The 26,742-nt window shown below is 69.3% G+C and carries 22 protein-coding genes; 8 read left to right on the forward strand and 14 right to left on the reverse strand.

Annotated features, from left to right (window positions below):
* Window positions 1-4: 4 nt before the first annotated feature.
* Window positions 5-1,219 carry a non-hydrolyzing UDP-N-acetylglucosamine 2-epimerase gene (gene wecB, locus ACFIMZ_RS00145; protein WP_431820886.1) on the reverse strand — a complete coding sequence of 405 codons (1,215 nt, stop codon included), beginning with the start codon at window positions 1,217-1,219 and terminating at the stop codon, window positions 5-7.
* 1,037 nt (window positions 1,220-2,256) lie between these two features.
* On the opposite strand from wecB, the gene ACFIMZ_RS00150 reads away from it, so the two are divergent.
* Window positions 2,257-3,000: a hypothetical protein gene (locus tag ACFIMZ_RS00150; protein WP_431820887.1), complete on the forward strand. Its 744-nt coding sequence runs from the start codon at window positions 2,257-2,259 to the stop codon at window positions 2,998-3,000.
* Between the two features lie 6 nt (window positions 3,001-3,006).
* Window positions 3,007-4,824, forward strand: a complete 1,818-nt coding sequence (glmS, locus tag ACFIMZ_RS00155) for a glutamine--fructose-6-phosphate transaminase (isomerizing) (RefSeq protein WP_431820888.1) — start codon at window positions 3,007-3,009, stop codon at window positions 4,822-4,824.
* Window positions 4,825-4,849: 25 nt separating this feature from the next.
* On the opposite strand, the gene ACFIMZ_RS00160 is transcribed toward glmS, so the two are convergent.
* Complete coding sequence (locus tag ACFIMZ_RS00160; RefSeq protein WP_431820889.1) at window positions 4,850-5,242, reverse strand: DUF7079 family protein; 393 nt, start codon at window positions 5,240-5,242, stop codon at window positions 4,850-4,852.
* A 195-nt stretch (window positions 5,243-5,437) separates the two neighbouring features.
* Here ACFIMZ_RS00160 and ACFIMZ_RS00165 point away from each other — a divergent pair, with 195 nt between their 5' ends.
* Window positions 5,438-7,678 (forward strand): hypothetical protein, encoded by a 2,241-nt coding sequence (locus tag ACFIMZ_RS00165; protein ID WP_431820890.1) that lies wholly within the window; start codon window positions 5,438-5,440, stop codon window positions 7,676-7,678.
* 15 nt (window positions 7,679-7,693) lie between these two features.
* Here ACFIMZ_RS00165 and ACFIMZ_RS00170 read toward each other — a convergent pair whose 3' ends face one another.
* Window positions 7,694-8,572: a sigma-70 family RNA polymerase sigma factor gene (locus ACFIMZ_RS00170; protein ID WP_431820891.1), complete on the reverse strand. Its 879-nt coding sequence runs from the start codon at window positions 8,570-8,572 to the stop codon at window positions 7,694-7,696.
* Window positions 8,569-9,036: a carboxymuconolactone decarboxylase family protein gene (locus ACFIMZ_RS00175; protein WP_431820892.1), complete on the reverse strand. Its 468-nt coding sequence runs from the start codon at window positions 9,034-9,036 to the stop codon at window positions 8,569-8,571. Before ACFIMZ_RS00175 ends, ACFIMZ_RS00170 begins: the two co-directional genes overlap by 4 nt.
* 422 nt (window positions 9,037-9,458) lie before the next feature.
* Here ACFIMZ_RS00175 and egtB point away from each other — a divergent pair, with 422 nt between their 5' ends.
* From egtB to ACFIMZ_RS00195, 4 genes are all read left to right on the forward strand, one after another.
* Window positions 9,459-10,691: an ergothioneine biosynthesis protein EgtB gene (gene egtB, locus ACFIMZ_RS00180; RefSeq protein ID WP_431820893.1), complete on the forward strand. Its 1,233-nt coding sequence runs from the start codon at window positions 9,459-9,461 to the stop codon at window positions 10,689-10,691.
* Window positions 10,675-11,682, forward strand: a complete 1,008-nt coding sequence (gene egtD, locus ACFIMZ_RS00185; RefSeq protein ID WP_431820894.1) for an L-histidine N(alpha)-methyltransferase — start codon at window positions 10,675-10,677, stop codon at window positions 11,680-11,682. The genes egtB and egtD overlap by 17 nt, the downstream gene beginning before the upstream one ends.
* A gap of 163 nt (window positions 11,683-11,845) precedes the next feature.
* Window positions 11,846-12,130, forward strand: a complete 285-nt coding sequence (locus ACFIMZ_RS00190) for a hypothetical protein (protein ID WP_431820895.1) — start codon at window positions 11,846-11,848, stop codon at window positions 12,128-12,130.
* Window positions 12,131-12,191: 61 nt separating this feature from the next.
* Window positions 12,192-12,446, forward strand: a complete 255-nt coding sequence (locus ACFIMZ_RS00195) for a hypothetical protein (RefSeq protein WP_084899326.1) — start codon at window positions 12,192-12,194, stop codon at window positions 12,444-12,446.
* A gap of 35 nt (window positions 12,447-12,481) precedes the next feature.
* On the opposite strand, the gene ACFIMZ_RS00200 is transcribed toward ACFIMZ_RS00195, so the two are convergent.
* Window positions 12,482-13,687: an MFS transporter gene (locus ACFIMZ_RS00200; protein WP_431820896.1), complete on the reverse strand. Its 1,206-nt coding sequence runs from the start codon at window positions 13,685-13,687 to the stop codon at window positions 12,482-12,484.
* A 199-nt stretch (window positions 13,688-13,886) separates the two neighbouring features.
* Between ACFIMZ_RS00200 and ACFIMZ_RS00205 the strand changes: the two genes are divergently transcribed.
* The gene (locus tag ACFIMZ_RS00205; protein ID WP_431820897.1) at window positions 13,887-14,240 is read left to right on the forward strand and encodes a hypothetical protein; all 354 of its coding nucleotides are present in this window, start codon (window positions 13,887-13,889) and stop codon (window positions 14,238-14,240) included.
* A gap of 69 nt (window positions 14,241-14,309) precedes the next feature.
* Here the strand turns inward: ACFIMZ_RS00205 and ACFIMZ_RS00210 are convergent, their stop codons facing one another.
* The 9 genes from ACFIMZ_RS00210 to ACFIMZ_RS00250 form a co-directional block, all read right to left on the reverse strand.
* Window positions 14,310-14,471 (reverse strand): hypothetical protein, encoded by a 162-nt coding sequence (locus ACFIMZ_RS00210; protein WP_431820898.1) that lies wholly within the window; start codon window positions 14,469-14,471, stop codon window positions 14,310-14,312.
* 57 nt (window positions 14,472-14,528) lie between these two features.
* Window positions 14,529-15,692 carry a DUF4382 domain-containing protein gene (locus tag ACFIMZ_RS00215; RefSeq protein WP_431820899.1) on the reverse strand — a complete coding sequence of 388 codons (1,164 nt, stop codon included), beginning with the start codon at window positions 15,690-15,692 and terminating at the stop codon, window positions 14,529-14,531.
* 264 nt (window positions 15,693-15,956) lie between these two features.
* Window positions 15,957-18,983 carry a type III restriction-modification system endonuclease gene (locus tag ACFIMZ_RS00220; protein WP_431820900.1) on the reverse strand — a complete coding sequence of 1,009 codons (3,027 nt, stop codon included), beginning with the start codon at window positions 18,981-18,983 and terminating at the stop codon, window positions 15,957-15,959.
* Window positions 18,983-20,989, reverse strand: coding sequence for a site-specific DNA-methyltransferase (locus tag ACFIMZ_RS00225; RefSeq protein WP_431820901.1), 2,007 nt, complete (start codon window positions 20,987-20,989; stop codon window positions 18,983-18,985). Before ACFIMZ_RS00225 ends, ACFIMZ_RS00220 begins: the two co-directional genes overlap by 1 nt.
* A 350-nt stretch (window positions 20,990-21,339) precedes the next feature.
* Window positions 21,340-22,467: a porin gene (locus ACFIMZ_RS00230; RefSeq protein ID WP_431820902.1), complete on the reverse strand. Its 1,128-nt coding sequence runs from the start codon at window positions 22,465-22,467 to the stop codon at window positions 21,340-21,342.
* Window positions 22,468-22,834: 367 nt separating this feature from the next.
* Complete coding sequence (locus tag ACFIMZ_RS00235; RefSeq protein WP_431820903.1) at window positions 22,835-23,512, reverse strand: response regulator; 678 nt, start codon at window positions 23,510-23,512, stop codon at window positions 22,835-22,837.
* A 12-nt stretch (window positions 23,513-23,524) separates the two neighbouring features.
* Complete coding sequence (locus ACFIMZ_RS00240; RefSeq protein ID WP_431820904.1) at window positions 23,525-24,892, reverse strand: sensor histidine kinase; 1,368 nt, start codon at window positions 24,890-24,892, stop codon at window positions 23,525-23,527.
* A gap of 91 nt (window positions 24,893-24,983) precedes the next feature.
* Complete coding sequence (locus ACFIMZ_RS00245) at window positions 24,984-25,841, reverse strand: ABC transporter permease (protein WP_431820905.1); 858 nt, start codon at window positions 25,839-25,841, stop codon at window positions 24,984-24,986.
* A gap of 30 nt (window positions 25,842-25,871) precedes the next feature.
* A complete protein-coding gene (locus tag ACFIMZ_RS00250; RefSeq protein WP_059609507.1) occupies window positions 25,872-26,669 on the reverse strand; it encodes an ABC transporter ATP-binding protein in 798 nt (265 codons plus the stop codon).
* Window positions 26,670-26,742: the final 73 nt, after the last annotated feature.

Below are 26,742 nucleotides of genomic sequence, written 5' to 3' on the forward strand. Positions count from 1 at the left end.
TCTTTTACGCCGAGCGCAGCGCATGCAGTCCCAGCGCCAGCGCGTTGAACGGCATCTCTCCCGATCCCATTCCGTAGTTCACGATGTTCGGCGCCGCATGCGGCCGGCTCAGCAACGCAGGCACGATCCGCTCGCACGCATGGCCGTCGCCGTACGGGTTGCTCGCGTGCGCCATCTCGTCGTATGCGCTGTCGCTGCCGATCAGGCGCGACGCTTCGTCCACGAGGCGCTCGGCGTCCGTGCCGACGAGCCGCGCGTTGCCGGCCTGGACCGCCTCCGGGCGCTCGCACGTGTCGCGCGTGACGAGCACCGGCTTGCCGAGCGCCGGCGCCTCCTCCTGGATGCCGCACGAGTCGGTGATGATGAAGTGCGCGCGCGACATCAGGAACACGAACGACAGGTACGCGGGCGGCTCGATCACGTGCAGGTTCGCGATGCCCTCGAGCAGCGCGCACATCGGCTCGTCGACGCCCGATTCGCCGTGCAGCGCATAGACGAACTGCACGTCGCGATGACGGCTCGCGAGGACGCGCAGCGCATGCCCGAAGCACGCGCGCACGTCGCCGCTGTAGAAGCGGTGGCCGGACACCAGCACGATGCGGCTGTCGCCGGCGACGAACGGATAGCGCGCGACGATCGTGCGCGCGAACGCCTCGTCGCGCTCGAGGATGCGCCGCACGCCCTGCAGCGCGTCGATCAGCGTGTCGCCGCTGAGCACGACGCTGTCGGCCGGCACGCCCTCGCTGAACAGGTTGCGGCGCGCACGCTCGGTCGGCGCGAAATGCCAGGTCGACACCGCATCGGTGATGCGGCGGTTCAGCTCCTCGGGCCACGGCGACCAGATGTCGCCGCTGCGCAGGCCCGCCTCGACGTGCGCGACCGGCAGGTAACGGTAGAACGCCGCGAGGCTGACCATCAGCGTCGTGATCGTGTCGCCGTAGACCACCACGGTGTCCGGATGCAGCCGGTCGAATACGTCGCCGACCGCGTGCAGCAGGCCGGACGTCGCGTCGGCCTGCGCGTGGCCCGCGTCCGTCAGGTTGAGCGCGTAGTCGGGCGTGATGTCGAACAGCGCGAGCAGCGGATCGAACGTCTCGCGCCGTCGCACCGTGACGCAGACCTTCGCGTCGATGTTGCCGTGAGCCTTCAGCGCGCGCACGAGCGGCGCCATCCCGGCCGCCTCCTGGCGCGAGCCGAGCACAAACAGGAATTTCCGCATGTCGAACCTCGAATCGCTCCCTGATTCGTCCTGGCGCGGGAGACTGTCCCGCGCGTGAATCGGCGGCGCAACGCAGCCGCGCTGCGTCATGGCCGGGGATCGTTTCGTCGTGGGGGCATGCGCTGACGAAGCGTCCTCGTACCCGCCATCTCGTGGCGAGTGGCAAGTCATGTCATGTGTGGTACCTCGTCACGCCGGGCGTCCTGCCGGCTGAATGATTCGCCGCGCAGCGAATGCGAGCGCGTGTGGCGGCATGTGGCATGTTGCAAGTTTCGAACCAGCCGCGCCGCATCCGGCGGCTGCGTCGTACGGCGTGTTCGGCCGTCGCTCCGGCGGAACGGAACGTTACACACGTGATACGACGCGCGACGCGGCAAGCGGCGCGGGTCCGCTGACGCATGCCGCATGATCGAGAGTCGGCACGACTGCTGCTTCGGCAATGCGCGAGACACGGCACCGCAGGCATCGGCGACCGCTGCGCGCACATGGGGATTTTCCCCATGCCGGCACGGGTGACGCGCGGCCGAAGCGAAACGTTGCGTTCATGAAACGGGCATCCGGCGCCCTTCCCGCGGCCGTCTCGCGACGGCAATCGGTGAGCCGCGTGCAGGCGTGCGCCGAACCGCTGCGCACCCGCGCGCAACGCGCGGCGAAGGCGTGATGCCGGTGATGGCGCCCGCGACGGACGTTCGTCGGGCCGCGCAGACGGCTGATACGCCGATGAATCAAAAACCTGTCGACTGTGTAATCCGGGCCTCGGCCGACACGCGATTCCGCCTTGCCGGACAGGGCGCGCCGCGCGATGGCTCGACCTTTGCTTCCAATGGGGTGTGCCCCGTCCCGACGCTTGAACGACTCGCTGCAAATACCGGGACGGTTGAATGCGACTGACACGAGGCCGGGGGGCGGTGTGAGCGGTCGGCATCGGCGGCGCCGCGTGTTCGTAGCGGCGTCGCGGATCGATGCGCGCTCCGCCGGCTCCCGTTGAATCCTGTACGTCCGCGACGGCGATCCCGGCGCGGATACGGGGACGAACGATGAAGGACTGTCGGGCGGGTTCGCTCTGCGTCGACGACGTGTTGCTGGTCGCGCTTGCCTGCGCGCTCGCCGCATACGGTGCGGCGCTGCCGTGTTCGGCCTGCCGCGATTTCGTCTTCCCGCCGCCGTATTCGGCCGCGTGGCTGTGGCTCGCGGCGCTGCTCGTCTGCGCGCGCAACGTGCGTGCGCTGCCGCGGTGCCCTAACCGCTTCCTTCGTGCATCACCCTGCCCGCTGCCTGCCTGGCACAACGTCTTGGGCGCGATCTGCTGCGACCGGTTTTCGTGTGCGTGTGCGTCAAGCGCGCCACGCGCCCTCGCCGCTTCCGTCGATCCGTCTGCACCGCCCGTCGACGGCGACGGCCGCCTTCGCGAACCTGCTCCACCGCGCCGCAACGCGAGCCAGCACGGCGTCGGCGCCCATCGCGTCGTGACGCGCGCCCCGCCCGGCCGGCGCGCGACCTCGCATGCGAGCGGTCGTGCGCACGGCGCACACGCGTGCCGCACACCCGGTCGACCGTTGCCGTGCCGCGTGCTGCTGCGCCTGCTGCCGCTGGCCTCGACCGCACCGCCGCCGTCACCCTGCGCCGGCCACCGGACGCCGGCCGGCTCGCTGACGCGCGCCGCATGCGTGCATCGCGCCACTGCACGCCAGCATCACGACGGCCGCGGCCGTCATTCCGAATCGATTCGCCTGCGCGCCGAGCGTTCGTGCGCGCGGCACCGCTCACTTCACTGGAGGTAACGCGTCATGTGTGGGATCGTCGGCGCGGTCGCGCAACGGAACATCGTTCCGATTCTGATCGAAGGCTTACGCCGCCTCGAATACCGGGGCTACGACTCGTGCGGCGTCGCGACCGTCGTCGACGGCGCGGCGCGCCGCGAACGCAGCGTGTCGCGCGTCGCGGATCTCGAAGCGCACGTGCTGAGCGCCGGGCTTTCCGGCAGCACGGGCATCGCGCACACGCGCTGGGCGACGCACGGCGCGCCGGCGACCTGCAACGCGCACCCGATCTTCTCGCGTGACGAAATCGCGCTCGTTCACAACGGCATCATCGAGAATCACGAATCGTTGCGCTCGCAACTGTATGACGAGCATTACGAATTCGACGGCCAGACCGACACCGAGGTCGTCGCGCACCTGATCCACAGCATGTATCGCGGCGACCTGCTCGCGGCCGTGCGCGATGCGACCTCGCAACTGCATGGCGCATATGCGATCGCGGTGTTCAGCAAGTCCGAGCCGCAGCGGCTCGTCGGCGCGCGGGTCGGCTCGCCGCTCGTCGTCGGGCTGAAGGACGGCGAGTGCTTCGTCGCGTCGGACGCGCTCGCGCTCGCCGGCATCACCGACCGCTTCATCTTCCTCGAGGAAGGCGACATCGTCGAGCTGACGGCCGGCCACGCGCGGATTTTCGATCGCAACGGCGTGCAGGTCGAACGCCCGGTGCAGACGGTGACGTCGGGCGACGGCGTGGTCGAGCTCGGCTCGTATCGTCACTTCATGCAGAAGGAGATCTTCGAGCAGCCGCACGCGGTCGCGGCGACGATTCCCGATGCGGGCCTGTTCGATCCCGCGGTGTTCGGGCCGGACGCGCGGCGCATCTTCGAGCAGATCGACAACGTGCTGATCCTCGCGTGCGGCACGAGCCATTACTCGGGGCTCACCGCGCGCCGCTGGCTGGAGACGATCGCGCGGCTGCCCGCGCAGGTCGAGATCGCGAGCGAATACCGCTACAGCGACGCGCTCGCGCTGCCGAACACGCTGGTGGTGGTCGTGTCGCAATCGGGCGAGACGGCGGACACGCTCGCGGCGCTCAAGTACGCGCAATCGCTCGGCCATCCGGACACGCTCGCGATCTGCAACGTGCCGACCAGCGCGATGATGCGGCAGACCAGCCTGCGGTTCCTCACGCGCGCGGGTCCGGAGATCGGCGTCGCGTCGACGAAGGCGTTCACGACGCAGCTCGTCGCGCTGTTCATCCTGTCGGTCACGCTCGGGCGGCTGCGCGGCTGCGTCGACGACGCGCAGCTCGCGCGCTATGCGACGCAACTGCGGCGGCTGCCCGACGCGCTCGCCGACGTGCTCGCGCTCGAGCCGCGGATCGAACGCTGGGCGGAGGAATTCGCGCGCCACGAGAACGCGCTGTTCCTCGGGCGCGGGCTGCATTATCCGATCGCGCTCGAAGGCGCGCTGAAGCTGAAGGAGATTTCGTACATCCATGCCGAGGCGTATCCGGCGGGCGAGCTGAAGCACGGGCCGCTCGCGCTCGTCACGCATACGATGCCGGTCGCGACGATCGCGCCGAACGACACGCTGCTCGAGAAGCTGAAATCGAATATGCAGGAGGTGAGGGCGCGCGGCGGGCAGTTGTACGTGTTCGCGGATGCCGATACGCGGATCGACAACGGCGACGGCGTATCGGTGCTGCGGATGCCGGATTACTACGGGCTGCTGTCGCCGATCCTGCACGTCGTGCCGCTGCAGCTGCTCGCGTATCACGCGGCGTGCGTGCGCGGCGCGGATATCGACAAGCCGAGGAATCTGGCGAAGTCGGTGACGGTCGAGTAAGGGGAGGGGCGTCGCGCGGCCGGCGTCACGGCGCGCGCAACGCCGTCAGTTCGCGATCGAGTTGCCGCCAGACGCTGCGGAAGATGGATCGGCGGCGACAGATCGCGCGCCGGCAGCGGGCCTGGAAGCGGCTGAAGGCGAACGCCTGCTGCTGGTCGAGCCAGACGGAGATCTCGCGGATCACGTCTTCGTCGACGAACGTGAGCCACACGGGCGGGATGGGCGTCAGCAGGTTGCTGCCCAGCACCGGTGCGACTTCGTCGAAGAACGCCGCCTCCAGCGCGGCGTGCGACAGGCTCGGGCAGCGCTTGCGCAGCGACGCGGCGATATACGCGTAATCGACTTCGTTGTCGACGAAAAGGTCGGACATCACGACCCAGCAGTCGTGCCGTTCGCGGAGGTCGATTGCGGTCGTCATGCTGCGTGCCTTGTCCTTTCGAAAGTCGTCGTCGCGGCCATTCTTGAGGCGTCCGACACGCGCCGTCAACCGTTTCGCTTCAATGGCGGGCTGCTAGAATCAGGCGCCCGACGCAGCGGCCGCGCCGCCTGCCGCTCGATTGCGGGTGCAACAGAACAACAACGCGCATCGCGCCCGACTGAGAGCACGCCAAGCATGGCCGACACCAAGACTGCCGCAAGCGCCGACGACACCGCCGCCGGCTCGCATCCCAAGACTTCCAGCCGAACCGCCGCATGGCGGCCGAAGCGTGTCGTCGCCACGCTGATCGCCGGCCTGCTGCCCGCCGCAGCCGCCCACGCGAGCGGCGACATCGACTGCTTTCCGGGCGCGACGCTGCGCTATGACGGGTACACCTGCGCAGGCGTGCCGTTCCTGAGCCCGGCCAACGACACGCGGATCAACGCGATGCTGCTGATGGCCGGCAGCGGCAAGCTCGCACACGCGTTCCCGAACCCGGCCGCCGTCCCGCCGGCGGACCGCGCGGCACGGCTCAGCGTGCCGTTCTGGTATGACTTCTCGGGATGGATCGACATCGGCCAGAAGGTGACGACGATACAGGTCGCGGACGGCGCGCAATCCGACACCTACGCGGACGGCGAGGGCGGCATCTGCCGCAGCGCGTCGTCGGGTACGAGGGCGTTCAACGACGCACTGGACGCGGCGAACGGGCTGCCGGGTGATGACGGTACGCGTTTGCGCGCGGCCCGCGCCGACATGGTCAAAGCCTGCGCGCCGGGCGCGAACGGGGCAGGGGCAGGCTGGACGAAGCCGGCCGGTCTCCAGTCGCCGCTCGGCCAGCAGTTCGCCGCGTACCTCGACGGCGCGCACGCGTTCTACATGAACGACTTCGCCGTCGCGGCCACCACCTTCGGCGGCCTGCGCGACAGCGCCGATCCGTGGCTGAAGGAAACCGCGCTGTACATGGTCGGCCGCGCGCGGCTCAACTTTGCGCAGGCCGGAGCATTCAGTTCCGGCAGTGACGCGATGAGCCCGGACCGCGCCGACAAGGCCGCGCTCAACGCGGCCGACGCGGCGTTTCGCGACTACCTGCACGCGTATCCGCACGGCCGCTATGCGGCGTCCGCGCTTGGCCTGCAGCGGCGCATCGCGTGGCTCGGCGGCGACACGCAGCAACTGGCCGCGATGTACGACAAGGCATTCTCGGCGTGGTCGCCGGCAGCGTCGAACGTCCCGCTCGGCCAGCTCGCGAACGAGCTCGACAGCAAGATGCTGATGTCGCTCGGCGACGATACGAGCCGCATTCAGTCGCCCGCCGTGCTCGCGCTCGTCGACCTGATGCGCATGCGGTCCGCGGACACGGTGTACTGGAGCGAGCGCAAGCCCAAGCCGCTGACGCTGGACGAGCTGCGCGCGCAGAAGCCGCGCTTCGCCGCCGCGCCGGCGCTGCACGACTATCTGCTGGCGGCGTATCACGTCTACGTCGACAGGAAGCCGCAGCAGGCGCTCGCGCTGCTGCCGTCGTCGCCGGGCGCGTCGCTCGATTACCTCGCCCTCAGCCAGCAGACGCTGCGCGGCTTCGCGCTCGAGGACAGCGGCCAGCCCGCGCAGGCGCGGCAGCTGTGGGAACGGCTGATTCCGCTCGCGAAATATCCGCTGCAGCGCGAGGCGCTGGAGCTCGCGCTCGCGATCAACCTGGAGCGGGCAGGGCAGATCGCGCCGATGTTCGCGGAAGGCTCGCTGATCCGCAGCCCGGCGATCCGTTCGATCCTGCTGCAGCACGACGCCGACGCGGACCTGCTGCGCCGCGAGGCGCAAAACCGCTCGGGCGACGCGGTGCTGCGCGAGATCGCGCTGGCGACGCTGCTGTACAAGGAGCTGACGCGCGGCCACTACGCGGCGTTCCTCGACGACCTGGCGCTCGTGCCGGCCAAGCCATCGGACGCGCTGAAGTCCTACGTGCAGAAGGGCGGCGTCAGCGACGGCGGCTATGCGTGTCCGTCGATCCGTGACGTCGCCGTGACGCTGAAGCAGACGCCCAACGATTCGAAGGGGCTCAATTGCATCGCCGAATTCGTGCGGCGCTATCCGCCCGTGTATGGCGGCGACGACCCGTCGTTCGGGCGTTCGCCCGCGGACCCGCGCACGTGGGAGTCGAAGAAGGCGCCGCCGTCGCTCGGCAGCGCACCGTCGCAGTTCCAGGGCGGCACCTACGCGCGGATCGACAGTTACCGCAAGGTGATCGGCAACGCGCAGGCGCCGGCCGACGATCGCGCGTATGCGCTGTATCGCGCGGTCCGCTGCTTCGCGCCGGCGGGCTACAGCGAATGCGGCGGCAACGATCTTCCGACCCGCACGCGCAAGCAGTGGTTCAACACGCTGAAGACCGCGTATCCGCGCAGCAAGTGGGCGCAGTCGCTGCAGTACTACTGGTGATGCGCCGCTGCGGCCTCAATGCAGATGCCGCAGCTTGTCCGGATTGCGGACCACGTAGATCGCCGAGACCTTGCCGTCCTCGATCTCGAGCGCGGTCGTCTGCAGCTCGCCGTCGGCTTCCAGCGTGACGAAGCCGGGCAGCCCGTTGATGAAGCCCGCACGCACGAGCGTCGACGCGTTGTTGCGGAACAGCTCCGCGAGGTATTCGTGGACCTTCATCACGCGCTCGAAGCCGAACACCGGCTTGCCGGCCGCCGACCGCTTGCCGCCGCCGTCCGCATGCAGGCTCACGTCCTCGGCGAGCAGCGCGCCGAGCGCGCGCATGTCGCCGCTGCGCGACGCCGCGAAGAACGCCTCGGCGATCTCGACGCCGCGCTGCTTCTCCACGTGAAAGCGCGGCCGCGCTTCGCGCACGTGCGTGCGCGCCCGCGCGGCGAGCTGCCGGCACGCGGCCGGCTCGCGCCGGATGGTCGCCGCCACTTCGTCGAACTCGAGGCCGAACACGTCGTGCAGCAGGAACGCCGCGCGCTCCAGCGGCGACAGGCGCTCGAGCGCGAGCATCAGCGGCAGCGTGACGTCCTCCTGTTCGTCCTCTTCGACGACAGGCTCGGGCAGCCACGGGCCGACGTAGGTCTCGCGCTGGTGCCGCGCGGATTTCAGCTGGTCGAGGCACAGCCGCATCACCATCCGCCGCAGGAACGCCTCGGGCACGCGCACCTCGCCGCGATCGACGTCCATCCAGCGGATGAACGCCTCCTGCACGATGTCCTCGGCATCGGCGACCGAGCCGAGCATCCGGTAGGCGACGCGCACGAGCAGGCGGCGCAGCGGGTCGAAGCTCGCCGCCGCGTCCGTTGCGTTCGTTGCCGCGGCGGGATCGCGCTTCGGCGTCATGCGGTGGCCCGCGCAGCCTTCGCGGCGGCCGGCTCGACCCACAGGCCGAAGCCGATGGCGATCCGGTTCCAGCCGTTGATCACGTTGATCATCAGCGTGAGCTTCACCTGTTCCTCCTGCGTAAAGTGGTCGTTGAGCGCCGCGTACGCCTGCTCGTGCGTGTGGCCTTCGGAGAGCCGCGTGAGCGCGTCGGTCCAGCCGAGCGCCGCGCGTTCGCGGTCGGTGTAGCAGGGCGCTTCGCGCCACGCGGACAGCAGGTACAGGCGTTGCTCGGTCTCGCCTTTCGCGCGCGCTTCGGCGGTATGCATGTTAATGCAGTTCGCGCACGCGTTGATCTGCGACGCGCGGACCTTGACCAGCTCGATCAGCGTCGACTCGAGGCTCGCCTCGGCGGCCAGCGACGTGCTCATCCAGTTCTTCATCAGCGACGGGGCGGCGGCGAACGGGTCGAGTTTGGCAGTCATGGTGTCATCTCCTTGGGTTGGGTTTCGATGACATGACGAGCGAGCCCCCCGCGTGTGTGACATGCGCGCAATAAATATTTTTGCGGCGTGCGTGCGGCTGCCGATCTTCCGACGATTGCGCCGTCATACGGGCATCACACGGCCATCACACGGCCGTCACGATCGGGCCGCGGGCGGCCGGATGCGCACGCAAGCGTCGCAACGATGAAGGCTTTCATTCCTCTTGCGTCGCCGTTTCATTCGAATCGCGGGTCGCGACATTCACATTTCTGGGCCATACTGGTCTGCACGGGCGGACGAATCGACGCCGCATCAGTGATCCTGCCCGTCGCAGCATCGAAGGTCGCACGTCAGTCGCGCGCACCGAGCGCGGGGCTTCCTTTTCCGGCAACGCAGCTATTCGCGACGTGGACGGTAAACCGATGAGCCTCCTTGCATCCCAGCTACAGCGCCGCTACCGCGACGTTCGCGCGCACAGCGTCGAGCTGACGGCGACGCTGTCCGCCGAAGACCAGGCCGTGCAGTCGATGCCCGACGCGAGCCCGGCCAAGTGGCATCTCGCGCACACGACGTGGTTCTTCGAGACGGTCGTGCTGTCGCGCCGCGTCGCGGGCTATGCGCCGTTCGACGACGCGTATCGCTTTCTCTTCAATTCCTACTACGAATCGCTCGGCCCGCGCCATCCGCGGCCGCAGCGCGGGCTGCTGACGCGTCCGTCGCTCGACGAGGTGCGCGCGTACCGCCATTACGTCGACGAAGCGCTGTTGAAGGCGATCGCGAACGCGGACGCGGCGATGCTGGAAGCGATCGCGCCGGAGATCGAGCTCGGGCTGCAGCACGAGCAGCAGCACCAGGAGCTGATCGTCACGGACATGCTGCATGCGTTCTCGTGCAATCCGCTGCGGCCGGCGTTCCGGCCGCGCGACGGCGCGAGCGACGTCGATCTGCACGCGGTGGCCGGCGAGTTGCGGTGGCTGCGCCAGCCGGGCGGGCTCGTCGAGATCGGCCATGACGGCAACGGCTTCTCGTTCGACAACGAGCGGCCGCGGCACGCGGCGCTCGTGCAGCCGTACGAGATCGCGGATCGCGTCGTGACCAATGCGGAGTTCGCCGCGTTCGTCGCCGACGGCGGGTACGCGCGCCCCGAGCTCTGGCTGTCGGACGGCTGGGCGACGGTCCAGCGCGACGGCTGGCGCGCGCCCGCGTACTGGCTCGACGACGACGCCGAAGCGGCGCCGCGCGACGCGCCGCATCGCGCATGGCGCGCGTTCGGGCTGCATGGCGTCGAGCCGCTCGCGCCCGCCGCGCCGGTGTGCCACCTGAGCTTTTACGAAGCGGCCGCGTATGCGGAATGGGCGGGCGCGCGGCTGCCGACCGAATTCGAATGGGAAGCCGCGTACGGCGCGGACGGCGTCCGGCAGATGACGGGACACGTGTGGCAATGGACGCGCTCGTCCTACGACCCGTATCCGGGTTTCCGGCCGCTCGCGGGCATCGCGGCCGAATACAACGGCAAGTTCATGGTCGGCCAGCTGGTCCTGCGCGGCAGCAGCATCGCGACGCCGCCGGGCCACGCGCGGCCGACGTACCGCAACTTCTTTCCGCCGGCCGCGCGCTGGCAATTCACGGGAGTCCGACTTGCGCGAGACGTCTGACCTGACGGCCACGAGCGGTGGCCTGCAATCCGCCCGCGATCCGCGGCCCGTCGCATTCGAGCGCGACCTGATCGACGGGCTGTCGCGCCGGCCGCGCAGCATCCCGCCGAAGTATTTCTACGACGCGGCGGGCTCCGTGCTGTTCGACCGCATCTGCGCGCTGCCGGAGTACTACCCGACGCGCACCGAGCTCGGCATCCTGCGCGCGCACGCGACGGAGATCGTGCGGCGCGTCGGCCGGCATGCAGACATCGTCGAGTTCGGCGCGGGCTCGCTCGCGAAGATCCGCATCCTGCTCGACGCGTTCTCCGCGGAGCGCGCGCCCGCGCGCTACGTGCCGGTCGACATTTCCGCGGACTACCTGCACGAGGCGGCCGCGCGCCTGCGCGCCGCGTATCCGTGGCTCGACGTCGCGCCGATCGCCGCCGACTACACGAAGGCCGAGCAGCTCGCCGCGCTGGCGGCCGAGCCGCGTCGCCGCATCGGCTTCTTTCCCGGCTCGACGATCGGCAATTTCTCGCCGGACGAAGCCGACGCGTTCCTGCGCGACGCGGCGCGGCTGCTGCGCGGCGGCGCCTTGCTGGTCGGCGCCGATCTCGTGAAGGACGACGACACGCTGCACCGCGCGTACAACGACGCGCAGGGCGTGACGGCGGAATTCAACCTGAACCTGCTCGCGCGCGCGAACGCCGAGCTCGGCGCGGATTTCGATCTCGACGGCTTCGCGCATCACGCGTTCTACGATTCGCAACGGCAGCGCATCGAGATGCATCTCGTCAGCGTGCGCGCGCAGACCGTGCGCGTGTGCGGCCGCACGTTCCGCTTCGACGCCGGCGAGCGGATCCACACGGAGAACTCGTACAAGTTCACCATCGACGGTTTTCACGCGATCGCGCGGCGCGCGGGCTTCGAGCCCGATGCGGTGTGGATCGACGACGCGCGCCTGTTCAGCGTGCACTGGCTGCGCAGCCCGGGCGACATTCGCGCGTGACGATGGGCTGCGCGGCCGGCCGCGCAGCACGTTGCGCAACGCTTCGCGGCGACCGTAAACCCCCGTTACCAGTCTCGCAGGCCCGTAGCACCTGTATCGCTGCCGCCCGCCTACACTCCGAACCGTATTCACTGGAAGCACGTCAAGTGCAGGGAGTCGCGGGATGAACACGAAACCTCTCCTCGGTGCCGTTCTCGCTGCAGCAGCGCTCGCGGCGTCCGGCGTTGCATCGGCCCACGTCGACGTCGCGGTCGGCATCGGCGTGCCGGGCGTCTATGCGCCTCCGCCGCCGGTGTACGTCGCGCCGCCCGTCACGTATGCGCCGGTCGGCTATCGCTACGACGACTGGCGCGCCCGCGAATGGCGGGAACGCGAGTGGCGCCGCCATGAATGGCGCGAGCACGAGTGGCGTGAACGCGAATGGCGCGATCGCGGCCGCTGGGACTGATGTCAATAACCACCAATAGCCGGCCTCGGTGCCGGTTCACAACGACAAGGACGGGAATCGCATGACCACCATTCGACACATCGGGAAACTGGCGCTCGCCGCCGGCGTCGCGCTCGCGACGATCGGCAGCGCACATGCGGCGGGCTGCATGAAGGGCGCGGTCGTGGGCGGGGTCGCCGGTCATTACGCGGGCCACCATGCGGTGGTGGGCGCGGTCGGCGGCTGCATCGTCGGCCATCACCTGGCCAAGCAGCACGCGCAGGAGCAGGCCGCGCAACGCAAGGCCGCCGCGCAGGGCATGCAACCGGCGCAATAAGTACGGCAACCGCGCACGGCATCGCGCCGTGCGCGTCAGCGTTCCGGCCGACCCGGCGCGAACGCGCACATGACCAGCGGCACGACCACGATCGCCGCGCCGGTGAAGAACATCGCCGTGGCGCCGAAGCGCTGCCAGATCCATCCGGCGATCGCGCTGGCGAGCAGCATCGCGACCCCGCTCGCGAGATTGAACAGCCCGAACGCGGTGCCGCGCCATTCGGCCGGCGCGGTATCGGCGACCATCGCCGCGAGTATCCCCTGCGTGAACCCCATGTGCAGCCCCCATACCGCGACGCCGGTCAGCACCGTCGCGGCATCGGCGCGCGCGCCGAGCAGCAGGTCGGCGGCGATCAGCAGCGCCATGCCGATCGCGAGCAGCGCGCGCCGGTCGAGCCGGTCCGACACGACGCCGACCGGATACGCGGACAACGTATACGCGACGCTCATCACGACCATCACCGACGGCACCCACGCGACGTCCATCCCGGTCTGCTGCGCGCGCAGCACCAGGAACGCCTCGCTGAAGCGCGCGAGCGTGAACGTCGCGCCGATCGCGACGACGTACCAGTAGCGTGCCGAAAACATGCTCAGTGCGCGCCGGTCGAGCGGCGAGCGGAACGGGCGAGGGCGGTCCGCCCGCGCGGCAGCGGGCTCGCGCACGCCGAACATCAGCACGGCGAGCGTCGCGAACGCGGGGATCGACGCGAACCACAGCACCGCGCGGATGTGATCCGCGAACGCGAACATCAGCGCGATCGCGAGCAGCGGGCCGCCGACCGCGCCGACGGTATCCATCGACTGCCGCAGCCCGAAGCACGCGCCGCGAATCTCGGGCGGGGCGACGTCGGCGACGAGCGCATCGCGCGGCGCGCCGCGAATGCCCTTGCCGAAGCGGTCGACGAGGCGCGCGGCGATCACGAGGCCCGGCCCGTGCGCGAGCGGGAACAGCGGCTTCGTCAGCGCGGCGAGCCCGTACCCGGCGAGCAGCAGCGCCTTGCGGCGGCCGAGCCAGTCGCTGATCGCGCCCGAAAAGATCCGCACGATCAGCGCGGTCGCTTCGGCCGCACCTTCGAGCACGCCGAGCGCGACGACGCTCATGCCCATCGTCGTCACCAGATACACCGGCAGCAACGCGTGCACGAGTTCCGACGACAGGTCCATCAGCAGGCTGACGAACCCCAGCGCCCACACGGTGCGGGGGATCGCGGGACGGGACGATACGGTGGTGGGCGATTCCATCGGATCTCCGGAATGCGCCGGGCGGGCGCGGTCAGATGAGTGTCGCGCCGGGCGGACGGCGTTTCAACTGCCGGCACGCGCGAATTGCTCTGATGAATGTGCGCCGTATCCCGCGTTACGATTATTTACAACGTGAGCATGTCGCGAATCGGCGCGTTCGTACAATGCAATCACCTCAATGCGCTCCAAGGAGCAAAAAATGAAACAACGACGCTTCCTGCCCGCGCTCGCAGCGGCACTCCTCGCGCTCGGCGCGGTTTCGGCACACGCGGCGGCAGGCGGTAACGGTGGCGGCGGTCACGGCGGGGGCGCGGGCGGCTCCGGCGGCCACGCGGGCGGCATGTCGGATGGCCACATGAGCGGCGACGCCATGTCCAATTCGAACGGCTTCAAGTCCGGCGACCGCGACAAGGGCCTCGCGCGTGCGGCCGACCGCTCCGACACGATCTCCGATCGCGCGGGCGCGCAGCCGGGCCATGTGCACGGCCACACCGCGCACGCGACCTCGCATACGCATCACTCGAAGCACAACGCGTTCGGCCGCACGCTGTAAGCGTCGTCCGGCACGCACCAAAGAAATGGGCGCCCTCGGGCGCCCATTTCGCATGGCTGAGCGAAACGCTCAGCAGCGGCCTTTCTTGGCCTGCCCCGGCGGACAGAAGCCGTTGCCCGGGCCGCCCTGCGGCGCGACCACGACCGGTGCGTCCGGCACATACACCGCGCATCCGCTCAGTACGCTCGCCAATCCGGCTGCCGTCAGCAGCGCGATCATCCCTTTCTTCACTTCGTTCTCTCCATGCGAAAAGGAGAGGGCCGCCAGCGGCCCCCTCCGGTCAGACCATCAGAACGCGAAGTTGACGTTCGTCTGGCTGGTCGTCGCGTTGACGGCCGTCGATTGCGTCGCGCCCGACGCCGCGTCCGCCTCGATCGTGTACTGGCCCGCGGCGGCCGGCACGGCAGCCAGCGCGACCGGCAGCGAACCCGTGTACGTGCCGACGATCGGCGCGGCGGTCGGCACCGACAGCGCGTAGATGCCCGTGTCCATGTTCGCGTTGGCCGACGTGATCTCGTACGAAGCCGCATTGATCGACTGCAGCGCGCGCACCAGCGCGTTCGCGCTCGGCGTCACGGTGCCGCTGACCGTGCTCATCGTCGAGGCCGGCAGCGCGATCGGCACGTTCGACGTCGACACGGCGGTGGTCGTGTTCACGACCACCGGCACCGATCGGACGACGCCCGACGCGACGTTGTGCTGCACGATCACGACGTCGTAGTTGCCCTGCGTCGTGCTCTGGATCAGCGGCGACAGCACGAACTTGCCGGTGCTGTCGGCCACCGTGCCGCGCACGACCTGGCCGCCCTGTTCCGCATACACCGTCGCGCCCGCTTCGGCCTGCGCGACGTAGCCCGAGATCGCGCCGCTCACGACGGTCGGCGTCGCGGTCACGACCGGCTTCAGCGCATAGGAGCCGTTGCCGCGCTGCACGATCGACTTGCACGCGTTGAAGTCGAGCACGAGATCGACGAGCGTGTTCGGCTGGACCGTGAACGGGCTGATGATCTTGTAGCCGCTTTGCGTCGCGCTCGGCGTCGCGAGCGGCTGCTCGGCGCCGCCCGTCGGCACGATCGAGTTCGCGAGCGTGTTGCCCTGGTTCTGCGCGAGCACGAGGCGGACCTGCTGGTACTGGCCGGCCGGCAGCGCGGTCTGGCCGAGGTCGGCGAGCACGCCGTTGGTGAGCGACAGCAGGTCGATCCTCTGCGGCGTCGGCAGCGCGACCGTCGACCAGCCGGCGTCGTTGTCGCCGGCGTTCGCGTTCGCGTTGACGCGCACCTGCGACACGGTGACGAACACGTGATCGAAGCCGCACGACGGCGCGTCGGTCATCGCGACGTGCAGCGTGCCGGTCTGCGTGCTGGGGCTGCCGCCGCCATCGCCGCCGCCGCAGGCGGCGAGCGCGAGCGAGAGGACGGATGCGCAGCCAATCGTCTTAAGTAAGTTGTTCATGACGAACTCCCTTCCTTCATTTCTTGTGTGGGTGCCCGGAGCATAGTGCCGGCCATTCGTTGCATCCCTTTAAATTTGCAACGAGGCGTAACCGGCTGATGAAAACGCGTGGCGCGGCAAGCTTTCAGACAGGCAACGGCACGCCGGCCGACCGACGGGAACCCGGTTTTGCGGCGGCGCAATATCCGGGCCGCGGGCCGGCTGCGCAAGGGAAAAAGGAGGGGAAAAGAGCGGGGCGGCCGCAGGAACGGCCGCCCCGTCGCGTTACCGTCCGCCGCTCGCGAGCGGCTCGCGCCCGAACAGCGCGCCGACGTCGCGCGCCCGCACGAAGCGCGCCGCATCGTCGCCGTTGGCGAGCGCCCGGAAATGCGCTTCGCCGCACGAGAGCTTCGCGCGTTCGTGCTCGCGCGGCGCGTCGTCGTCGGCGCTGCGCGGCGTATCGACGACGAAGTACAGGCGCGCGTCGCCGCCACCGCCCGCGAGCACCGCCCAGTCGGGGTGATAGCTGCCGAGCGGCGTCTGCACGTCGAACCAGCGCGGCAGCTTCGCGTACAGCTGCACGTCGTCGCGCGCCTCGAGCGCGTCGGCGAACGCGCGCTCGGCGTCGGTCTCGCACACCACCGCCTCGTGAATCGACTTGCGCGCGTCGGTGCGCAGGTTGCGCAGGTAGCCGGTCAGCGCTTCGCTCTCGAACGATTCGAGCGCGTGCACGTGCCGCTCGCCGAGCTTGCGGTACGTGATGCCGTCGACGAGCGCGAGCCGCTTGCAGCGGTTGATCGCGTCGGCCGCGAGCGCGATGAACTGCTGCGGGTTGAGCCGGAAATCGTCGAGCCGGCCGCTGTCCGCGAGGATCGTCGCGAGCGAGCGGCGCGTGAGCTGCGTGCGGTCCTGCAGCTCGGTGAGCAGGTCGGGCAGCAGCAGTTCACCTTCGTCGATCAGCACCGTGCCGGCGCCCGTCACCTCGATCGCCTCGACGCCGGCCTTGCCGATGTCGATCTCGGCCTTGCGCCACTGCAGCCGCGCGCGCGCCACCTCGGGCGCGTCGCGCAGCGCGGCCGCGCAATCGCTCACGAGCTTCGCGTTGTCGAACTGCACGCGGTACACGGTGCGATGCTTGATGCGCTCCCACAGCGCGCGGAAGTCGCGGCCGAGCACCACCGCCTTGCCCGACGGGTCGCGGCGCAGCGCGATCTCGCGGCGCTCGTCCGCGTTGCGCACCGCGAAGCGGCCGGACACCTTGCGCAGCGTCGCGACGATCGCCGCCCGCAGCGTCTCGAACGCCGGCGGCAGCACGAGCGCGCTCTGCCGCAGCGCGTCCTTCAGCCGGTCGAGCACCTTGCCCTGCGCGTCGACGTAGCCGTGCTCGCGCAGGTGCGTCCACAGCACGCCCGACAGCTCGATGCCGAGCGCATGCGCGGGGCCGTCGCCTTCCTGCACCGCGAGCGCCGCGAACTGGTGCTCCTCGACGATCCCGAAGCGGATGCCCGTATCGGCCTCGATCTCCTTCTGCAGGTTCTCCGCGAAGCTCTCGTAGCGCTCGGTCGCGATCACGGTGAGCGTGTTCACGCCCGGGTCGCGCACCCGTTCGCCGTCCTGGTCGACCGCGAGCCGCAGCCCGCGGCCGAGCGTCTGGCGGCGCTCGCGTTCGGTCTGGATGTCGCGCAGCGTGCAGATCTGGAACACGTTCGGGTTGTCCCAGCCCTCCTTCAGCGCCGAGTGCGAGAAGATGAACTTGAGCGGCGTGTCGAACGACAGCAGCGCTTCCTTCTCGCGCATGATGAGCCCGTACGCGCGCTCGGCGTTCTCGCGGCTCGCGGCGCTGCTCTCGCTCGTGTCGGTCCAGCCGCCCTTGCGGTCGATCGAGAAGTAGCCGTTGTGGGCCGCCTCGACCTCGCGCGCGACGTCGACGCCGTCGAACAGCGCGCGATACGCGGGTACGCGCGCCGCACGTGCGTATTCCTCTTCGAAGATCAGCGCGTAGTCGCCCTTCACGGGCATCCCGCTCTCGTCGTACCGGCGGTAGCGCTCGACCGAATCGACGAAGAACAGCGACAGCACCTTCACGCCGCGCTCGGCGAGCCGCAGCTCCTTGTCCAGATGCTCGCGGATCGTGCGGCGGATCATCTCGCGCTGCACGGCGAGCGTGTCGATGTCGCCGTACGCCTCGCCGAGCGACAGGAACGCCTCGCCCGCCGGATGGCGCAGCTCGATGTATTCCGCGCCCTTCGCCGCATGCACCTCGCCGATCCGCAGGCCCGCGTACAGCGCGCGCTTCGTCACGCGCTCGAGATCGTCGCCGTCGGTCACGGATGCGATCTGGCGCTTCACGCCGGCCGCGGTCGCGACGTCGAGCTCGACGCGCGCGGCGATCGCGCCGCGCCGGTTCGACACGCCGACGAGCCGCAGGTACGGCTTGTTGTGCGCATCCTCGACGATCGCCGACGCGATCTCGATCTGCTTGACGAGCTTGCGCTCGTACGCGTCGACCGCGTCGAGCCGGTACACCATGTGGTGCCGGTCGACGTGGGTCGCCGAGTAGCGCAGCGTGCACAGCGGGTCCATCGCGGCGAGCGCCTCGCGGCCGCGGCCTTCGAGGCCGCCGTCGACGCTTTGCGGCTCGTCGACGATCACGATCGGCCGGGTCGCGCGGATCAGGTCGATCGGCTTCTCGCCGCCGGTCTTCTCGCTGTCCTTGTAGAGGTTGTTGACGTCCTTCTTGTTGATCGCGGCGACCGTCATCACCATGATCTGGATCGTCGCGCTCGCCGCGAAGTGACGCACCTGGCCGAGCTTCGCGGAGTCGTACAGGAAGTAGTCGTACGGCATGCCCGCGTACAGGCCGCGGAAGTGATCCTCGGTGATCAGCAGCGTCTTGTGCACGCCTTCCTTGATCGCGACCGACGGCACGACGATCACGAACTTCGTGAAGCCGTAGCGGCGGTTCAGCTCGAAGATCGTGCGCAGGTACACGTAGGTCTTGCCGGTGCCCGTCTCCATCTCGACCGTGAAGTCGCGCGACGCCGGGTCGCCGGACGGCGGCAGCCCGCCGCGCAGCTGCACGTCGGCGAGGTTGCGCGCGAGCGCATCGGCGGTGATCGACAGGTGGTTGCCGACGCCGCGCTCCGACAGCGCGAAGCCGAGCGCCGTCTGCGCGCTCGCCGAGGTGCCGGGCGCGGCGTTCGCGAGCACGCTGAAGTCGCCGCGGCACGCCTCCTGCCCGCGAAACAGGTCGCAGACGGCGTCGATCGCGTCGCGCTGGTAGTCGAGGTCCGCTTCGAAATGCAGCCGCATCACAGGCTCCGCACGCGCTTCACGCCGTGCTGCTCGAGCAGCGCGGCGAGATTGAGCTTCGCGACGTCGTCGACGAAGCCGCTGTCGCGGAACAGGCACGTGACGTCGCGCGGCGCGCCGTGCGCGTCGAGCAGCGCGACGATGCCGTCGGCGAGCGGCTCGGCGTCGTCGCGCGACACGCGCGCGTCGAAGCAGGCGAGCACCGACCGGCCGATCAGGTGGACCGTCTTGCCGGCGACCGCGTGATGCGTGACCGGCGTGCACAGGTCGAGGCCGAGCTTCAGCGTCAGCTCGGCGAGCAGGTCGTCGTCGCTGCGGCCGGTCTTCACGTGCTCGACGGACGCGAACAGCGCATGGTCGAAATCGTCGCGGCGCGGGTCCCACTCGATCACGTTGGTCGTGTCGAGCCGGTACACGCGAAAGCCGAGGTCGCCATAGCTTTCCGGATAGTCGCGCGCGACCTGCTGCGCGGCGCGGCGCAGGCGCTCCTTGGTCAGCTCGGCGAGCGTCGCGGGCTTCTTGAGCTTCGCGCAGAACTCGGCCGCGGCCTGCTGCGCCTTGTCACGGCCGTCGAGCGGCTCGGGCAGCTGCACGAGCACGTAGCGGCGCGCGCCGCCGTCGGTCGCGTTGAGCTGCATCACCGCGTGGCCGGTCGAGCCGGAGCCCGCGAAGCAGTCGACGACGATGTCGTCGCCGCGCGTGCACCAGCCGATCACCGCCGCCGCGAAATCGACCGGCTTCGGCTGCTCGAACGGCACGCCGAGCGCCTTCAGCAGCGCGTCGTCCGAGCCGCCGAACGGCAGCACCGACGGCACGTTCTCGTACATGTTCTCGTCGAGGTAGTAGATCCGCTGCGGCTGCGTGGTCTCGTCCGCGCCGAATTCGATCAGCCCGCGCTCGAGCAGCGCCTGCATCGTCACGGGCGGATTGCGCCAGCCGCGCTCCGGCATCGCGCACGGCTTGCCCGTGACCGGGTGCACGAGCGGCACGAAGTACTCGTCCGGGGCCTTCTTCTTGTTCGGCCACGCCATCGACACGAGGCGGTACACGCGCCCGTCCTCCGACAGCCGGTCGTACATCACCTCGCCGCCGGACAGGTTGGTCTGCGCCTTGACCCACGCGCGATACGCCTGCGCGGCGTCCGCATGGGTGCCGCTGCGGCGCACCAGGTCGTACGCCGCGTCGAGCATGCGCTGCGCGTTGCGCTTCGGGCGCTTGAGCGGCGTCGCTTCGTGCAGCGCCTCCGCGTTGCGCGCGAACAGCACGAGCGATTCGTGCTGGTACGCGACGCCGCGCGCGTCGCCCTTCGGGTTGCGCTTGTCCCACACGGCCACGCCGAGCTCGTTCTCCTCGCCGAAGATCTCGCGCAGCATCAGCACGAGCGCATGCACCTCGTGCTCGTCGATGTGCACGGCGATCAGCCCGGCGTCCGACAGGAGCGCGTGCGCGAGCTTCAGGCGCGGGTACATCATGTTCAGCCAGTCGGTGTGGAACCGGCCGTTCGCCTCGGTGTTGGTGCTGCGCTTCACGCCGCCTTCGGTCTGGCCCGTGACCGCGAGGTAGTGGCGCAGGCTGTCGCTGAAGTCGTCCGGGTACACGAAATCGCTGCCGGTGTTGTACGGCGGGTCGATGTAGACCAGCTTCACCTTGCCCGCGTAGCTCTTGTGCAGCAGCTTCATCACGTCGAGGTTGTCGCCCTCGATCACGAGGTGGCGGGTGTCGTCCCACGCGACGCTGTCGGCCGGGCAGGGCCGCAGCGTGCCGGTCGACGGCGTGAGCGCCGCCTGCCGCGCGCGGCGCTTGCCGTGCCAGTGGAAGCCGTATCGTTCTTCGGCGTCGCCGACCGTGCGATCGCCGACCAGCGCCTTCAGCGCGTCGACGTCGACCGATGCGCCGCCGGGGCCTTCGGTCACGAGTTCGGGGAACAGCGCCTTCAGGCGCGCGACGTTGTCGGCGGTGAAATCCGTCGACTTCGCCTGCGGGCTCGCCGCATCGAGTTTGTGCATCGTCTTTTTCATCCTGGGCCCGGCCGCGCCGCGCCCGGACGTCGGGCGCTGTCGCGATGCCGGCGGCCGGGAGAGGGGCCGCCGCGGGCGAACCCGAAACGCTAGCGAGTCGGTCGGCGCAGGTCAAGCGCCGTTGTGCGCCGCAAACCGCCCCGACGAGCGGGATCGCCCGCCGGACGGGCGCGGCGGGGCGTCGGCCGCGTTGTCGCATCGTGCGGCGGGCAGGCCGGAATGGAGGACGAAAAAAAGGGGCACGGACGGCGCGGAGCGCCGGCGTGCCCCGAGGGAGCATTCGGGAACGGACGCCGCGTGCCAGGCGCGATGCGCCCGGCACGGGGTCGGAAGGGGGGTCAGAAGCGGGTGCGGATACCGGTCGTCAGCTCGAGCTGGTTGTTCGAGCCGAACGTCGACGACACCTTGTAGCCGCCGTGCAGCTTCATGTAGTCGCCGGCCAGGTAGACCTCGGTGCGTTTGCTCAGGTGGTAGAAGATCGAGCCGTAGATCGTCTCCTTGAAGCCGTTGCCGACGCCGTTGGTCAGGCTGAACGCGCCGAGGTTCGCGTTCGGCGTGAAGCCGTCCGCGTTGTATGCGGCGTTCTTGATGCGCATCTGCTGGTAGCCGAGCTCGTAGTCGAGCGGGCCCTGCGGCGCGATCTTCATCGAGACGGTCCACGAGTCGTCGTGACGCTGGCCGAGCGCGCCCTGGTCGCCGTTGTAGCGGAAGTAGCCGGCATTCAGGCGCACGATGCTGAACGTGTAGTTGCCGCCGGCCGAGAACGTCTGGTTCCTGAAGCCGTTGTGGTTCACGTGGCTGTAGAAGCCCGACACGTTGAACGGCCCGCCGTTGTAGCCGAGCGCGACCTGGTACGCGGAGCCGGTCGCGAAGCTGGTCGAGTTGCTGAACTGGTAGCCCGCGCTCGCGAAGATGCCGTTGCTGAACAGCTTCTTCCACGCGAGGCCGTTGTTGTAGCGCGTGCCGGTCGGGCCGGCCGCGTAGAAGATCATCTGCTTGAAGTTGTTCGAGTTGGTCCAGCCGCCTTCCTCGGTCGTCAGCTGCGCGGTGCCGTACGCGTCGCCGTAGATCGCCGACGCGTCGCGCGCGATCGTGTTCTGGAAGCCGGCCGTCAGCTTGCCGAAGCGGTCGTCCTGGATGCCGACCCATGCGTCGCGGTCGAAGATCTGGCCCTCGTCTTCCATCTGGCCGTTCGCGACCACGAATTCGCTTTCGAGGCGGAAGATCACCTTGGTGCCGCCGCCGATGTCCTCGGCGCCGCGCAGGCCCCAGCGGCTGCCGCTGAACCACGGCTCGCCTTCGTTGCCCATGCCGATCACGTGATTGCCGTTGGCGTCGGCGTGCGTGCGGTAGGTCGGGAAGCTCAGGTCCATCAGGCCATAGAGCTGCACGCTCGATTGCGCATGAGCCTGCGTCGCGGCGCACAGCCCCGCCGCGATGGAAAGGGCCAGGTATTTTCGTTTCAAGATCGTCTCCTCCGAGCTGCCGCATTGAAATTCGGTTTTTGGCACTACGTAATGTATGCCGTCTCCTGCCGGCCTTAGCGAGAGGACCGACGCCTAGCATCGTAGGTCGGGCAACCCTTCGCGCCGCTTTCGCGGGCTTGTGGATCGGATCAGTGAAAACACCGAACGACAGCGGTGCACCGGAGTCCTGAAGGGCGCCGAGGTCCGCGGGACGGGGCAGAGCGGGATCGTCGCGCCGCGCAGGCAATCGCGGAGCGTGTGCGTGAATACAACAGTGAGCGGGTTGCGATCGGGCCGTGTTGGCCCGCGATCCGCGGGCGTGCGCAAGCGCTGCCGCTCATGCGGCAGGCCGTGCGGACGCGCGGCGTCAGCCCTGCGCGGTCTTCGCGCGCAGGATGTAGCCGAGCCCGCGCAGCGTGATGATCTCCGCCGTGCTGAGCGCGAGATGCTTGCGCAGCCGGTGGATGTAGATGTCGATCGCGTCCGCGCTCGGCTCGTCGTCGAGCGCGAACACGCTGTCCATCAGCCGCGCCTTCGATACGGTCTTGTTCTGCTGCAGCATCAGCGTCTCGAGGATCGCGTGCTCGCGGCGGCGCAGCGCGAGCGGCGCGTCGTTGCAGCGGAACTCGCGCGTGCCGAACGCGTAGACGAGATCGCCGCACACGAGCTGGGTCGCGCCGACGCCCGCCTGGCGGCGAATCAGCGCGCGAATCCGCGCGACCAGCTCGCGCGATTCGAACGGCTTGACGACGTAGTCGTCGGCGCCCGCGCCGAAGCAGTCGACCTTGTCGTCGACCGAGCCGTGCGCGGTCAGCATCAGCACCGGCACGTTGTCGTTGCGGCGCCGCAGGCGGCCGAGCACTTCCTTGCCGCTGATGCCCGGCAGCCGCATGTCGAGCAGCACCGCGTCGTAGCGCTCGGTCTTCAGCACCGCGTCCGCGCGTTCGCCGTCGCCGACGCTGTCCACCGCGAAATCCTCGCCGCGCAGCAGGTTCACGATCCAGTGCGCGAGCTCGGCGTTGTCTTCGACCAGCAGGAGTTTCATCAGACGTTCTCTTCAAACATACGCAGGCAGCCGCACCGTCACGACGATCCCGCGGTTGCCGGGTCCCGGCGCGAGCGACGCCATGCCGCCGTGCGCTTGCGCGATCTCGCGCACGATCGCGAGGCCGAGCCCCGATCCTTCAGTATCGCTCGACACGCGGTAGAAGCGCTTGAACACGTGCGGGCGCGCCTCCGCCGGAATGCCGGGGCCGTTGTCGATCACGTCGAGCACGACCGTGTCGCCGTCGCGGCGCGCGGCGACCGTCACGCAGCCGCCCGGCTGCGTATAGCGTACCGCGTTGTCGACGAGGTTCATCACGAGCGCGGTCAGCAGGCTGTCGCTGCCCGTCACGTCGAGATGCTCGCCGAGCTCCGCGCCGAGGTCGATGTTGCGCCGCTGCGCGAGCACGATCGTCTCCTCGAACACGCTCGACACCACCGCGGCCAGATCGACGCGATGCGTGAGCAGCGTCGACGGCGTCGCTTCCGCGTGCGCGAGCAGCAGCAGCTTGTCGGTCACGTCCGCCATCTTGCGGCTGCTGCGCTGCATGCTGTCGAGCATCGCGGTCAGCTCCGGATCGTCGCGCTCGCGCTGCTGCGCATACTGGATCTGCGTGTCGAGCACCGCGATCGGCGTGCGCAGCTGGTGCGCGGCGTCCGCGATGAAGCGCCGCTGCGTCGCGGTGTGCGTGTTCAGCCGCGCGATGCACTGGTTGATCGCGTCGACGATCGGCCGCAGCTCGTGCTGCAGCCGCTCGGGGCGGATCGGCTCCAGCTCCATCGGGCCGCGGTCGGCAACGTCGTCCTTCAGCTTCATCAGCGGCCGCAGCTCGAAGGTCAGGCCGAGGTACACGAGCACGACCGCGAGCAGCAGCATCAGCGACAGCCGCGCGAGCTGCGGCCGCCAGATCGTGTCGAGCATCGCGCCGCGCGAGCGCGGCGTCTTCGCGACCGCGACCGTCACCGTCTCGACCTGGCCTTCGTTGTACAGCTGGCGATCGTACGCGACCGCGCGCAGCCCGATGCCGTCGAGCGCCGTGTTGTAGAGCGTCGGCTCGGCGCCGTGCCGCGCGGGCACCTCGAGGTCGGGATTGCCCGCGAGCAGCCGGCCATGGCCGTCGATCACCTTGTAGAACACCGAATCGCGCGACGGCGACTCGAAGATCTCCAGCGCGGCGGGCGGCACGTCGGCCGCCAGATAGCCGTTGCGCCACTCGACGTCCTCGCCGATCGTGCGCGCGGACGCGACGAGCGCGCTGTCCTGCACGAGGTCGGCGGTGCGGCGCGCGGTGTCGTACGACATCGCGCCCGCGATCAGCACGAACACCGCGAGCGGCAGCAGCAGCCACCAGAGCAGCCGCCCGCGCAGGCTGTGCGTCATCCGTTCCCGCTCCTTCTCCTCAATGCCGAACCGCGCCGGGGCCGGGAAGGCCTCAGGCGCGGTCGGGTCCATCCTTGTCTTGCGGCGGCGCTCAGAACTGCGCCGGACGCCACTTCAGCAGCCGCTTCTCCAGCCAGGTCAGCAGGTAGTCGGCCGCGAGCGCGACCACGGCCAGCACGATCATCGCCGCGAACACGCCGCTCGCGTTGAACGCGCCCTGGGCCGTGGAGATTAGCAGGCCGATGCCCTGCTTGGAACCCAGGAATTCGCCGACCACGGCGCCGACCAGCGCGAAGCCGAAGCTCACGTGCAGGCTCGCGAGAATCCAGCTCAGCGCGGACGGGATCACGACCGACGTGGTGATCTGCCGGCGCGACGCGCCGAGGATCTGCGCGTTCGCGATCAGGTAGCGGTCCGCTTCGCGCACGCCCTGGAACGCGTTGCCGAACACCACGAAGAACACCATCACGACGGCGAGCGCGATCTTCGACGCCATCCCGAGGCCGAGCGCGATCACGAAGATCGAGCCGAGCACGACGCGCGGGATCGAGTTCGCGATCTGGATGTAGAGGCCGAACACGTCGGACATCAGCTTGTTGCGGCCGAGCACGATTCCGCAGAGCACGCCGGCGACCGAGCCGATCAGGAAGCCGATCGTGGTTTCCTCGAGCGTCACCCAGACCTGCGTGAGCAGCGGCCCTTGCGACGTGCCGTTGGCGAACCAGTCCTGGAGCTGCGCGAAGATCAGCGTCGGCTGCGAGAAGAAGAACGGATCGATCCACTTGAGCCGCGCGGCGAGTTCCCAGCCGCCCAGCACGACGACGAGCACGGCGATCCGCAGGCCGATGATCAGTTGCCGGCGGCGGCGCAGCCGGGCCTGTGCGGCGCGCGACTCGTCCTCGAGCGTCGTCGCCGGAATGGCGGTGGGGGGAAGCGTCATGTCGGTCATGCTCCTGTCCTTGCTTTGTCCTTGCTTGCGTCAGCCGATCTGCACTTCTTCGCGCAGGTCGTGCCAGATGTCCTTGGAAATCTCGATGAAGTGCGGGTGATAGCGAATCTCCGACGTGACGCGCGGGCGCGGCAGGTCGATCGGGTACACGCGCTTCAGCGTCGCCGGGCGCGCGGTCAGCACGAACACGCGGTCCGCGAGCGCGATCGCCTCCTCGAGGTCGTGCGTGACGAACACCACCGAGCCCTTGTTCGCGGACCAGAGCTGCAGCAGCTCGTCCTGCATCAGCGTGCGGGTCTGCATGTCGAGCGCGGAGAACGGCTCGTCCATCAGCAGGATTTCCGGCTGGTTGATGAAGGTCTGCGCGAGCGCGACGCGCTTCCTCATCCCGCCGGACAGCTGGTGCGGGTAGTGCTTCGTGAACTTGTCGAGGCCGACCTTGCGGATCCACTCCTCGGCCTGCGCATACGCGACGTCCTTCGAGCGGCCGCGGAACAAGGGGCCTGCGGCGACGTTGTCGATCACGTTGCGCCACGGGAACACCGCGTCGGCCTGGAACACGAAGCCGATGCGCGGGTCGATCCCGTCGACCGGGCGGCCCATCACGCGCACCTCGCCGGAGGCGGGCTTGAGCAGCCCGGTGATCAGGTTCAGCGTCGTCGACTTGCCGCAGCCGGTCGGCCCGACGATCGCGATGAACTCGCCGCGCGCGACGCTCATGCTGAAGTCGCGCAGCGCGACGGTTGCCTTGCCTTCCGGCGAAATGAAGCGGCACGACACGTTGCGAAACTCGATCGCCGGTGTGCTCGGTGAAACTGCCTGGGTCATCGCATTCGTCCTGCGGGTGGAGCGCCGCCTGTCGGGCGGCGCCGGGGCCGGTCAGCCGGGCCGGAACGGGGGA

This window comes from Burkholderia sp. F1, from assembly GCF_050813845.1.
Taxonomy (GTDB): Bacteria; Pseudomonadota; Gammaproteobacteria; order Burkholderiales; family Burkholderiaceae; genus Burkholderia; species Burkholderia ubonensis.